The sequence below is a fragment of the Paracoccus versutus genome (genome assembly GCF_000763885.1).
GTDB classification, from domain to species: Bacteria; Pseudomonadota; Alphaproteobacteria; order Rhodobacterales; family Rhodobacteraceae; genus Paracoccus; species Paracoccus versutus.
On the sequence record NZ_JRKO01000016.1, the window covers coordinates 1 to 12,553 of the forward strand.

Sequence of the window (12,553 nt, forward strand, 5' to 3'; positions counted from 1 at the left end):
AGGCCGGGTAGTGCTGCGGGAATTCGTGCTGCGCCGAGGCGATCGGACGCAAACCAGCGTCGAAGACCATCGCCCGAGACGACGTCGTCCCCTGGTCGATCGAAAGAAGATGCGGCATCGGCGGCCTCCGGCCTGTCCTGGTCGCTGGCGGTTCGGCGGAAAGGGGGCGAGGCCCAAGGGCCCCGCCCCCGCAAGGCATCACTGCCAGGACTTGATCAGCTCGTCATAGGAGATCGTCTCGCCCTGCGGCTTTTCGTTCTCCAGCGGGCCGACGGGCGAGCCCTCGGCGGCCAGCCATTCCTGCGGATCCTTTTCCTCGTTCATCTTGGGCCCCAGGTCGCCCTGCACGCCGGCGCGCTCCAGCCGCTCCAGCACCCGCTCCTGCTCGGCGCAAAGCGCGTCCAGCGCCTCCTGCGGGGTCTTGGCGCCGGAAAGCGCGTCGCCGATGTTCTGCCACCACAGCTGCGCGAGCTTGGGATAATCCGGGATGTTGGTCCCGGTCGGCGACCATTGCACGCGGGCGGGCGAGCGATAGAACTCGACCAGGCCGCCCAGCTGCGGCGCGCGTTCGGTGAAGGACTGGTCCTGGATGGTCGATTCGCGGATGAAGGTCAGCCCGACATGGGATTTCTTCACGTCCACGGTCTTCGAGGTCACGAATTGCGCATAGAGCCAGGCGGCCTGCGCGCGATCCACCGGCGTCGATTTCATCAGCGTCCAGGAACCCACGTCCTGATAGCCGATCTTGGTGCCCTCGGACCAATAGGCGCCGTGCGGGCTGGGGGCCATGCGCCATTTCGGCGTCCCGTCCTCGTTCATGACCGGGGTGCCCGGCTTGACCATATCGGCGGTGAAGGCGGTATACCAGAACATCTGCTGGGCGATGTCGCCGCGCGCCGGGACCGGCCCCGCCTCGCCGAAGGTCATGCCCATGGCCTCGGGCGGGGTGTATTTCTGCAGCCAGTCGATGGCCTTGGTCACGGCATAGACCGCCGCGGCATCGTTGGTCGCGCCGCCCCGCGCCACGCAGGAACCGACGGGGCGGCTGTTCTCGTCGACGCGGATGCCCCATTCGTCCACCGGCAGCCCGTTCGGCTCGCCTTTGTCGCCCATGCCGGCCATGGACATCCAGGCATCGGTATAGCGCCAGCCCAGGCTGGGATCCTTCTTGCCATAGTCCATGTTGCCCCAGGCCTTCGCCGGGCCGCCCTCGACATAGGACATGTCGCGGCCGGTGAAGAATTCGGCAATGTCCTCATAGGCCGACCAGTTGACCGGCACGCCCAGGTCGTAGCCATATTTCGCCTTGAAATCCTCTTGCGTCTTCTGGTCGTTGAACCAGTCGTAGCGGAACCAGTAGAGGTTGGCGAATTGCTGGTCGGGCAGCTGATACAGCTCGCCGTCCGGGGCGGTGGTGAACTTCAGCCCGATGAAATCGTCGAGGTCCAGCGTCGGGCTGGTGAAGTCCTTGCCCTCCTCGGCCATCCACTTGGTCAGGCTGCGCGCCTGCTGATAGCGCCAATGCGTGCCGATCAGGTCGCTGTCGTTGACATAGGCGTCATAGATGTTCTCGCCGGTCTGCATCTGGGTCTGCAGCTTCTCGACCACGTCGCCCTCGCCGATCAGGTCGTGCGTGACCTTGATCCCGGTGATGGCGGTAAAGGCGGGCGCCAGCACCTTGGCCTCGTATTCATGGGTGGTGATGGTTTCCGAGACCACCTTGATCTCCATCCCCGCCAGCGGCTGCGCGGCGTCGATGAACCATTGCATCTCCTTTTCCTGGTCCTCGCGCGAGAGCGAGGACAGATCGCCGATCTCGGCGTCGAGGAATTTCTTCGCCGCCTCCATGTCCGCCCAGGCGGGCGCGCCCATGACCACAAGCGCAAGCGCCATGGCCGTGGTCCTTTGCATCGGTCTCATGTTTTCCTCCCTGATGAGACACCGTTTCCCGATCCCCGTCAGACCCAGCGAAACACCGCCGCGGCATGGACGAGGCAGAGCGCGAGCCCCCACCACAGCGGGGGGCCTGCGAAGAACAGCCAGCCCAGGCAGATGAAGGCCGAGCCGAGAAGCGAGATGAACAGCCGGTCGCCGCGCGTCGTCTCGATGCGCAGGATGCCGCGGCGCGGGGTTTCCGGGAAGCGGATGGCCAGGATGGTGAACAGCACCAGCAGGCCCGCGATCACCCAGAAGAACAGCGCCACCGGAAAGGTCCAGGCCATCCAGCCGCCGGGAACCATCGGCGCGGTCCAGTCCCTGGCCCCGTCCTTGACCGGCGTGGCCCAGACCAGCAGGGCCAGGACGGCGCCCATCAGCAGGACGGCCAGGGCATAGATCGCCGGCCAGGCGATGCGCTTGTGCGTCGGGATGGCGGCGTCGGACATCAGACCCTCCCCAGGGCAAAGCCCTTGGCGATGTAGTTGCGCACGAACCAGATCACCAAGGCGCCGGGGATGATGGTCAGCACCCCCGCCGCCGCCAGCACGCCCCAGTCCATGCCGCTGGCGGAAACCGTGCGCGTCATCGTCGCCGCGATGGGCTTGGCGTTCACCGAGGTCAGCGTGCGGGACAAGAGCAGCTCGACCCAGCTGAACATGAAGCAGAAGAAGGCGGCGACCCCGATGCCGCTGGCGATCAGCGGCATGAAGATCCTGACGAAGAAGCGCGGGAAACTGTAGCCGTCGATATAGGCGGTCTCGTCGATCTCCTTGGGGACGCCGCGCATGAAGCCTTCCAGGATCCAGACCGCCAGCGGCACGTTGAACAGGCAATGCGCCAGCGCCACGGCGATATGCGTGTCGAAAAGCCCGACCGAGGAGTAAAGCTGGAAGAAGGGCAGCGCAAAGACCGCCGGCGGCGACATGCGGTTGGTCAGCAGCCAGAAGAACAGGTGCTTGTCGCCCATGAAGCTGTAGCGGCTGAAGGCATAGGCGGCCGGCAGCGCCACGGCGACGGAAATCACCGTGTTCATCACCACGTAGATGATCGAGTTCACATAGCCCATGTACCAGCTGGGATCGGTCAGGATCACCCGATAGTTCCGCAGGGTCAGGTTGTGCGGGTAAAGGCTGAAGGTGCCGGTGATCTCGGCATTGGTCTTGAGGCTCATGTTCACCAGCCAGTAGATCGGCACCAGCAGGAACAGCAGGTAGATCAGCATCACCAGGGCCGAGGGCTTCAGGCGCATCACATGCCCTCCGGGATGTCGGCCTGGCTGCGGTCGATATTGGTCATGACGGTGTAGAACACCCAGCTGACCAGCAGGATCACCAGGAAATACATGATCGAGAAGGCGGCGGCGGGGCCGAGGTCGAACTGCCCGACCGCCATCTTCACCAGGTCGATGGACAGGAAGGTGGTCGAGTTGCCGGGACCGCCGCCGGTGACGACGAAGGGCTCGGTATAGATCATGAAGCTGTCCATGAAGCGCAGAAGCACGGCGATCAGCAGCACGCCCTTCATCTTGGGCAGCTCGATATGGCGGAACACCGCCCAGCGGCTGGCCTGGTCGATCTTGGCGGCCTGGTAATAGGCCTGCGGGATGGATTGCAGCCCGGCATAGCAAAGCAGCGCGACCAGGCTGGTCCAGTGCCAGACATCCATCACGATCACGGTGATCCAGGCGTCCAGCGGGTCGTTGGTATAGTTGTAGTCCAGCCCCAGCGCCTTGAGCCCGCGGCCCAGAAGCCCGATGTCGGTGCGGCCGAAGATCTGCCAGATGGTGCCGACGACGTTGAAGGGGATCAGCAGCGGCAGCGCCATCAGCACCAGCACCAGGCTGGACCAGAAGCCCTTCTTGGGCATGTTCAGCGCCACGAAGATGCCCAGCGGCACCTCGATCGCCAGGATGATGGCGGAAAACAGCGCCTGCCGCCCCAGCGCCCCGTGCAGGCGGCGCGAATGCACCATCTCGTCGAACCATTCGAGGCCCGCCCAGAAGAAGGCGTTGTTGCCGAACGTGTCGTTCACCGAATAGTTCACCACCGTCATCAGCGGGATCACCGCCGAGAAGGCGACGACGACCAGCACCGGCAGGACCAGGAACCAGGCCTTGTTGTTCTGGGTCTTTTCCATCAGCCGCCCCCCTGTTCCAACGGCGCGACGCGCCAGTCGTCGGCATAGACGTTGATCTTGCCCGGCGCGAAGGCGACCTGCGGCAGGCCGCCGACCGCCATCCCCTCGGGCATGACCACGTTCAGCGGCCGGCCCGCGACCTCGCCGCGCACCAGCCGGTGGCGGCCCAGATCCTCGATCCGGCGGATGGTCAGCGGCAGCCCGCCGCTGGCGACCAGCCTGGCATGTTCGGGGCGGATGCCGATCTGCACCCGGCCGGCGACCGGGGGATAATGCGCCCCCAGCGCCACCACCTCGCCGCCGGGCAGCAGGGCTTGGTCGCCCCGCAGCTCCTCGGCATCGAGGAAGTTCATGCCGGGCGAGCCGATGAAATAGCCCACGAAGCTGTGGGCGGGCTTTTCGAACAGCTCCTCGGGCGTGCCCATCTGCACCACGCGGCCCTCGTGCATGACCACGACCTGCTGGGCAAAGGTCAGCGCCTCGGTCTGGTCGTGGGTGACGTAGATCATGGTATGGCCGAACTGGCGGTGCAGCTCCTTGAGCTGGGTGCGCAGCTCCCATTTCATCTGCGGGTCGATGACGGTCAGCGGCTCGTCGAAGAGGATCGCGTTCACGTCCTCGCGCACCATGCCGCGGCCAAGGCTGATCTTCTGCTTGGCATCGGCGGTCAGCCCCTGCGCCTTGCGGTTCAGCCATGCCTCCATGCCGATCATGCGCGCGATCCGGTCCACCCGCGCCTTGACATAGGCGGCGTCCTTGCCGCGGTTCCTCAGCGGGAAGGCCAGGTTGTCGCGCACGGTCATGGTGTCGTAGACCACCGGGAACTGGAACACCTGGGCGATGTTGCGCTCGGCCGTGGGGGCCGCAGTCACGTCGCGGTCGCCGAACAGCACCCGGCCCTGGCTGGGGGTCAGAAGCCCCGAGATGATGTTCAGAAGCGTGGTCTTGCCGCAGCCCGAGGCGCCCAGCAGCGCATAGGCGCCGCCGTCCTGCCAGACATGGTCCATCCGTTTCAGGGCGAAATCCGCATCGGACCGCGGATGGGGCAGGTAGCTGTGGGCCAGGTTCTGCAGGGTGATCCGCGCCATGTCAGGCCGCCTTCGCATAGGCGGCCGGGGCGGCAAGCCGCCCGGACGCGTCGAACAGGTAGACATGCGCCGGGTCCAGCCAGACCGAAAGCGGCTGGCCGGGCGTCAGCAGATGCACGCCCTCGACCAGCCCGACCCAGCGGTCGGCGCCATGCTCGACATGGACGAAGGTTTCCGAGCCGGTGATCTCGGTCCCGACCAGCGTGCAGGCGAACGCCACCGCCGCCGGGCCGTGCCGGGCCAGCGACAGGTGGTTGGCGCGGAACCCGGCCAGATAGGCGCCGTCCGGCAGGTCGGCGAAACTGCCCGCGGCCAGCACGCTGTCGCCGAAGGTGACGGCATCGCCCTGCTTGCGGGCGGCGACGAAATTCATCGGCGGATCGCTGAACACCCGCGCCGTGGTCGCATCCACCGGCTGGCGATAGACCTGCGGCGTCGGGCCGAATTGCGTCATCCGGCCCTGCCACAGCGTCGCGGTATGGCCGCCCAGCAGCAGCGCCTCCTCGGGCTCGGTGGTGGCATAGACGAAGATCGCACCGGAAGCCTCGAAGATGCGCGGGATCTCGACCCGCAATTCCTCGCGCAGCTTGTAGTCGAGGTTCGCCAAGGGCTCGTCCAGCAGCACCAGCCCGGCGCCCTTGACCAGCGCGCGGGCCAGGGCGCAGCGTTGCTGCTGGCCGCCCGAAAGCTCCAGCGGCTTGCGCGCCAGCATCGGCGTCAGGTGCAGCATCTCGGCGGTCTCGCGCACCTTGCGGTCGATCTCGTCCCGCGGCCGGCGCAGGATGCGCAGGGGCGAGGCGATGTTTTCATAGACCGAGAGGCCGGGATAGTTGATGAACTGCTGGTAGACCATGGCAATGCCGCGGTCCTGCACCCGCTGGCCGGTCACGTCCCGCCCGTCCCAGAGGATGCGGCCGGTCGTCGGCTGGTCCAGCCCCGCCATCAGCCGCATCAGGCTGGTCTTGCCGGAAAGCGTCGGGCCCAGCAGCACGTTCATGCTGCCCCTTTGCAGGGTCAGGCTGGTGGGGTGGACATGCACCCTGCCCCCGACCGACCGCGATACGCCCTGCAGTTCCAGCAAAGCCTTACCCTCCCCTATTCCGCCGCCGAATGGGCGGCATGGTGCCTGTCCACGAAGGCCGCCAGCTCGCGGCGTTGCGCCTCGGTCATGTGCAGGCCCAGCTTGGTGCGGCGCCACAGGATGTCCTCGGCGGTGGCGGCGAATTCATGGCGGATCAGCCAGATCACCTCGGCCTCGGTCAGCCCGGCACCGAAATCGCGCCCCAGCGCCGCCATGCTGCCGGCGCCGTCGAGCAGCAGGAACGCCTCGGTGCCATAGGTGCGCACCAGCCGGCGCGACAGGCGCGGCGACAGGAACGGGTGGCGCGCCTGCAGCTGGGCCAGCAGATCCTCGACCCCGTCCACCGGGAAGTCGCCGCCCGGCAGCGGCACCCGCGCGGTCCAGTCCCCGCCCGCCTGCGGAAAGTAGGGCGCAAGCCTGGCCAGCGCGCCCTCGGCCAGCCGGCGGTAGGTGGTGATCTTGCCGCCGAAGACGTTGAGCAGCGGCGCCCCGCCCGCCTCGCCGTCCTGCAGGCTGAGGACATAGTCCCGCGTCGCCGCCGTGGCCGATTTCGCGCCGTCGTCGTAAAGCGGCCTCACCCCGGAATAGGTCCAGACCACCTGATCGGGCGTCACCGGCCGGGCGAAATAGCGGCTGGCGAAGGCGCAAAGGTAATCGCGCTCTTCCTCGGTGCAGCGCGCCTCGCCGGGGGGGCCGCGATGGTCCATGTCGGTGGTGCCGATCAGGGTGAAATCCTCTTCGAAGGGGATCGCGAAGATGATCCGCCCGTCCGTGCCCTGGAAGAAATAGCAGCGGTCGTGGTCGTAAAGCCGCGGCACGACGATGTGGCTGCCGCGCACCAGCCGCACCCCTTCGGCCGAGGGGATATGCGCGACGTTGCGGATCACGTCCTCGACCCATGGCCCGCCGGCATTGACCAGCGCGCGGGCGTGGTGGATGCGCGTGCCCCCCGCCCCCTCGGTGGTGATGCGCCACAGCCCGTCCGCGCGCTCGGCATGGGTGACGCGGGTGCGGGTCAGGATGGTGGCGCCGCGGGCCTGCGCGTCGCGGGCGTTCAGCACCACCAGCCGCGCATCCTGCACCCAGCAGTCGGAATATTCCCAGCCCCGCCGAAAGCCCGGCTTCAGCGGCTTGCCCAGCGGGTCGCGGGACAGGTCCAGCCGCCTGGTCCCCGGCAGGATCCTGCGGCCGCCCAGATTGTCGTAAAGGAACAGCCCCAGCCGGATCAGCCAGGCCGGGCGGCGGCCGCGCAGACAGGGCATCGCCAGCGACAGGATGCGCGAGGTCGGCGTGTCGGCCTCGAAGCGCATGTCGGGCGACCAGGGCAACACGAAACGCATCGGCCAGGAGATATGCGGCATCGCGGCCAGCAGCGTCTCGCGTTCCTCCAGCGCCTCGCGCACCAGCCGGAACTCGAAGAACTCCAGGTAGCGCAGCCCGCCATGGAACAGCTTGGTCGAGGCCGATGAGGTCGCCTGCGCCAGGTCGCCCATCTCGGCCAGCGTGACCGCAAGCCCGCGCCCCGCCGCATCCCGCGCGATGCCGCAGCCGTTGATTCCTCCGCCGATGATGAAAAGGTCGGCCTGGGGCCGCACTGGTGCCGACACGCCGATCCCTCCCCGTCGCTGCGCGTCCGTCGATAGCCGAAAGGTGTAACGGCTTCGTGACCCCGGTCAAGCGAAAATTTTCGTTTATGATCGCTTTTGGAAAAAGCGAATGAACATGCGCGGCATTGCAGCATGATTCGCGTGAAAACAATGCAGATGCAGCAAGAAACCCAGGACAGGATGCGCGGTTTTTCTTGCGCCGCAAGAACGGCGAGCCGCCGTCAAGGCCAAAATCGAACTGAAACGAACATTCGGAAGCGCCGAGGGCGCGGCAACCGCAGGTAGAAAGGCATTTCCACGCCGCCGCGCTGCCATCCGCGACTGCCCGCCGTTGCCGCAATGCAGCAATTTCGCCGTCCATGCGGCAAAGGGACGCCGTTTCGGTCTTGCCGGGCTTGGTCTCGGCGGGAAAATCTGGCAAGGACGGCGCATCCTAAGAACAAGGGCCATCCAGATGAACAGCCAATCCGTCATACATACCGGGGGTCAGGTGGCCACGCTGACCCATCTTCAAAGGCTTGAAGCCGAAAGCATCCAGATCATGCGCGAGGTCGTGGCGGCGGCCGACAACCCGGTGATGCTCTATTCGGTCGGCAAGGATTCGGCCTGCATGCTGCATCTGGCGAAGAAGGCGTTCTACCCGGCCCCGCCGCCCTTCCCGCTGCTGCATGTCGACACCACCTGGAAATTCCGCGCCATGTACGATCTGCGCGACCGCGCCGCGGCGCAGGCGGGCATGGAGCTGATCGTCCACCACAACCCCGAGGCGATGGAAAAGGGCATCAACCCCTTCGACCACGGCAGCCTGCATACGGACATGTGGAAGACCGACGGGCTGAAGCAGGCGCTGACCAAGTTCAATTTCGACGTGGCCTTCGGCGGCGCGCGCCGCGACGAGGAAAAGTCGCGCGCCAAGGAACGGGTGTTCTCGTTCCGCTCGGCCAACCACCGCTGGGATCCCAAGAACCAGCGCCCCGAGCTGTGGAAGCTCTACAACACCCGCAAGGGCAAGGGCGAATCGATCCGGGTCTTCCCGCTGTCGAACTGGACCGAGCTGGACATCTGGCAGTATATCCACCTGGAAAACATCGACATCGTGCCGCTGTATTTCTCGGACCTGCGGCCGGTGGTGGAACGCGACGGCCTGCTCATCATGGTCGACGACGACCGTTTCCGCCTGCGCGAGGGCGAGCAACCGATGATGAAATCCGTGCGCTTCCGCACGCTGGGTTGCTATCCGCTGACCGGCGCGGTGGAATCGAACGCCAAGACCCTGCCCGAGGTCATCCAGGAAATGCTGCTGACCACCACGTCCGAGCGGCAGGGCCGCGCCATCGACCACGACCAGTCGGCCTCGATGGAGAAGAAGAAGCAAGAGGGGTATTTCTGAGATGAACCACGAGATGAAAAGCCCCGTCTATGTCACGGACACGCTGATCTCCCAGGATATCGACGCCTATCTGCTGAAGCACCAGCACAAGACCATGCTGCGCTTCATCACCTGCGGCTCGGTCGACGACGGCAAGTCCACGCTGATCGGCCGGCTGCTCTATGACAGCAAGATGATCTTCGAGGACCAGCTGGCGAGCCTGGAAAGCGATTCCAAGGTCGTGGGCACCCAGGGCGGCGAGATCGACTTCGCCCTGCTGGTCGACGGCCTGGCGGCGGAACGCGAGCAGGGCATCACCATCGACGTGGCCTATCGCTTCTTTGCCACCGACAAGCGCAAGTTCATCGTCGCCGACACGCCCGGCCACGAGCAATATACCCGCAACATGGTCACCGGCGCCTCGACCGCCGACCTTGCCGTGATCCTGATCGACGCGCGCCAGGGCGTGCTGACCCAGACCCGGCGGCACAGCTACCTGGTGAACCTGCTGGGCATCCAGAACGTGGTGCTGGCGGTGAACAAGATGGACCTGGTCGATTACTCGGCCGAGCGGTTCTACGACATCGTCGCGGATTATTCGCATTTCGCCAAGCAGATCGGCATGGACAGCTTCCTGCCGATCCCGATCTCGGGGCTCAAGGGCGACAATATCGTCGAGAAAAGCCCGAACATGCATTGGTACCAGGGCCCGACGCTGCTGGGCCACCTGGAAGAGGCGCCGGTCAGCGACACCCGCATGCTGGACCAGCCCTTCCGCATGGCGGTGCAATGGGTGAACCGGCCGAACCTGGACTTCCGCGGCTTTGCCGGCCAGATCGGCGCGGGCATGGTGCGGCCGGGCGACGCCATCCGGGTGCTGCCCTCGGGCAAGACCACCACGGTCAAGTCGATCGTCACCTATGACGGCGACCTGGACCTGGCCGTCGCCGGCCAGTCGGTGACGCTGACCTTCGCCGACGAGATCGACTGCTCGCGCGGCGATATGATCGTGCAATCCGACCAGCCCTGCGAGGTCGCCGACCAGTTCGAGGCGACGGTGGTCTGGATGGCCGAGCAGGAGATGCTGCCGGGCCGCCCCTACCTGCTGAAGATCGGCACCCAGACCGTCACCGCGACCGTGACCGAGCCCAAGTATGAGGTCAACGTCAACACGCTGGAGCATCTGGCCAGCAAGACGCTGGGGCTGAACGCCATCGGGGTGGTCAATATCTCGACCGACCGGCCGATCCCGTTCGAGGCCTATGCCCAGAACCCCGACCTGGGCGGCTTCATCCTGATCGACCGCATGACCAATGCCACGGTGGCGGCGGGCATGATCCATTTCGCGCTGCGCCGGTCGCAGAACATCCACTGGCAGGCGCTGGACGTGAACCGCGATGCCCATGCGGCGCTGAAGAACCAGAAGCCCGCCGTGGTCTGGTTCACCGGCCTGTCGGGCTCGGGCAAGTCCACCATCGCCAATATCGTCGAGAAGAAGCTGCATGCCCTGGGCAAGCACACCTTCCTGCTGGACGGCGACAACATCCGCCACGGGCTGAACCGCGACCTGGGCTTTACCGATGCCGACCGGGTGGAAAACATCCGCCGCGTGGGCGAGGTGGCGCGGCTGATGACCGATGCCGGGTTGATCGTGCTGACCGCCTTCATCTCGCCCTTCCGTTCGGAACGGCAGATGGTGCGCGACCTGATGGCGCCGGGCGAGTTCGTCGAGGTCTTCGTCGACACGCCGCTGGAGGTGGCCGAGGCGCGCGACGTCAAGGGCCTGTACAAAAAGGCGCGGTCGGGCCAGCTGAAGAACTTCACCGGCATCGACAGCCCCTATGAGCAGCCGCAGAACGCCGAGTTGACCGTGAACACGGTCGAGCTGACGCCCGAGGACGCGGCCGAGCGCATCGTGCAATACGTGCTGCGCGAGATGAGCTGACGCCCCGCCCCTTCGCGGATGAGACAAAAGAACGGCGGCCGGGTTGCGGCCGCCGTTCGCATGTCGGGGTCGGGCTTTTCCAAGCGGCGGCGCTAGGCCCTGTCCGCCAGCGCCCGCGGCCTTGGCCCGCCGGTGGCCCAGTCGAGCAGTTCGGCCGTATGGACGACCGGCACCCCGGTGCCCGAGCCGATCTGCATCATGCAGCCGATATTGCCGGCGCTGATCACCTGCGGGGTCAGCGCCTCCAGCGTCTCGACCTTGCGGCGCTTCAGCTCGGCCGAGATCGCCGGCTGCATCAGGTTGTAGGTGCCGGCCGAGCCGCAGCAGATATGCGCGTCCCTGGGCTCCAGCACGGTAAAGCCGGCAGCGGCCAGCAATTCCTTGGGCGCGCTGCGGATCTGCTGGCCGTGCTGCAACGAACAGGCGGCGTGATAGCCGACGCGCAGCGGCTCGGCATGGCCGGGCTCGCGCAAGCCCAGCTCGGCCATGACCTCGGTGATGTCCTTGGCCAGGCCGGCCACCCGCGCGGCATCCGCGGCCAGCGGATCATGCGCGAACATGTGCCCGTAGTCCTTGACCGTGGTGCCGCAGCCCGAGGTGTTGATGACCACCGCGTCCAGCCCCTCGCCCGCGACCTCGGCCATCAGCGCACGGATATTGGCGGCGGCCATGGCGTGGCTTTCGTCGGTCTTGCCCATGTGATGGGTCAGCGCGCCGCAGCAGCCCAGGCCGCGCGGGATCACCACCTCGCAGCCATGCCGGCGCAGAAGGCGGATGGTCGCGTCGTTGATGTCGGTGTTCAGCGCCCTTTGCGCGCAGCCGACCAGCAGCGCCACCCGCTTGCGGCGCGGCCCCTCGGCGGCAAAGACCTGCGGGCGGTCGTTCAGGCTGGGCGGCGGGATGTCGCGCGGCGCCATGTCCAGCATCGCCCGCAGCCGTGCGTCCGGCACCAGCCGGCGAAAGGGTTGCGCGATCTTCGCGCCCATCAGCGCCAGTCGGAAGCGCCCCGGATAGGGCAGGATGCGCGCCAAGAGCCAGCGCAGCGCCCGCTCGCCCAGGGGGCGGCGATAGGTCTTTTCGATATATTCGCGGGCGTGATCGACCAGGTGCATGTAATGCACGCCCGAGGGACAGGTGGTCATGCAGGAAAGGCAGCTGAGGCAGCGGTCGATGTGGCCGACGGTCTTGGCATCGGGGATCTTGCCGTTCTCCAGCATGTCCTTGATCAGGTAGATGCGGCCGCGCGGGCTGTCCAGCTCGTCGCCCAGCACCTTGTAGGTCGGGCAGGTCGCTGTGCAGAAGCCGCAATGGACGCAGCTGCGCAGGATCTCGTTGGCGCGGGCCGTGCCGGGGTCGGCCAATTGCCGAGGCGTGAAATTGGTCTGCATG

Annotated in this window: 10 protein-coding genes; 2 read left to right on the top strand and 8 right to left on the bottom strand. The window is 66.4% G+C overall.

All coding sequences use genetic code 11. The annotated features are described in order from the left end of the window. Positions 1-198 precede the first annotated feature (198 nt). From IT40_RS08665 to glpD, 7 genes are read right to left on the bottom strand one after another with little or no spacing between them, the layout of a single operon-like run. Entirely contained in the window at positions 199-1,920 is a 1,722-nt protein-coding gene (locus tag IT40_RS08665; protein ID WP_036753277.1) for an ABC transporter substrate-binding protein, read from the bottom strand. 38 nt (positions 1,921-1,958) lie between these two features. Continuing rightward, positions 1,959-2,384: a DUF2160 domain-containing protein gene (locus IT40_RS08670; protein ID WP_072462212.1), complete on the bottom strand. Its 426-nt coding sequence runs from the start codon at positions 2,382-2,384 to the stop codon at positions 1,959-1,961. Further along, the gene (locus tag IT40_RS08675) at positions 2,384-3,187 is read right to left on the bottom strand and encodes a carbohydrate ABC transporter permease (RefSeq protein WP_036753280.1); all 804 of its coding nucleotides are present in this window, start codon (positions 3,185-3,187) and stop codon (positions 2,384-2,386) included. The genes IT40_RS08670 and IT40_RS08675 overlap by 1 nt, the downstream gene beginning before the upstream one ends. Continuing rightward, a complete protein-coding gene (locus tag IT40_RS08680) occupies positions 3,187-4,074 on the bottom strand; it encodes a carbohydrate ABC transporter permease (RefSeq protein ID WP_036753283.1) in 888 nt (295 codons plus the stop codon). Before IT40_RS08680 ends, IT40_RS08675 begins: the two co-directional genes overlap by 1 nt. Beyond that, entirely contained in the window at positions 4,074-5,162 is a 1,089-nt protein-coding gene (locus IT40_RS08685; protein WP_036753286.1) for an ABC transporter ATP-binding protein, read from the bottom strand. Before IT40_RS08685 ends, IT40_RS08680 begins: the two co-directional genes overlap by 1 nt. A gap of 1 nt (position 5,163) precedes the next feature. Next, complete coding sequence (locus IT40_RS08690; RefSeq protein ID WP_036753289.1) at positions 5,164-6,243, bottom strand: ABC transporter ATP-binding protein; 1,080 nt, start codon at positions 6,241-6,243, stop codon at positions 5,164-5,166. Between the two features lie 14 nt (positions 6,244-6,257). Next, positions 6,258-7,850 (bottom strand): glycerol-3-phosphate dehydrogenase, encoded by a 1,593-nt coding sequence (glpD, locus tag IT40_RS08695; RefSeq protein WP_036753292.1) that lies wholly within the window; start codon positions 7,848-7,850, stop codon positions 6,258-6,260. A 454-nt stretch (positions 7,851-8,304) separates the two neighbouring features. Between glpD and cysD the strand changes: the two genes are divergently transcribed. Then, entirely contained in the window at positions 8,305-9,240 is a 936-nt protein-coding gene (gene cysD / locus IT40_RS08700) for a sulfate adenylyltransferase subunit CysD (RefSeq protein WP_036753297.1), read from the top strand. A gap of 1 nt (position 9,241) precedes the next feature. Further along, the gene (gene cysN, locus IT40_RS08705) at positions 9,242-11,164 is read left to right on the top strand and encodes a sulfate adenylyltransferase subunit CysN (RefSeq protein WP_036753300.1); all 1,923 of its coding nucleotides are present in this window, start codon (positions 9,242-9,244) and stop codon (positions 11,162-11,164) included. 92 nt (positions 11,165-11,256) lie between these two features. Here cysN and glcF read toward each other — a convergent pair whose 3' ends face one another. Continuing rightward, a complete protein-coding gene (glcF, locus tag IT40_RS08710) occupies positions 11,257-12,552 on the bottom strand; it encodes a glycolate oxidase subunit GlcF (protein WP_036753303.1) in 1,296 nt (431 codons plus the stop codon). Position 12,553: the final 1 nt, after the last annotated feature.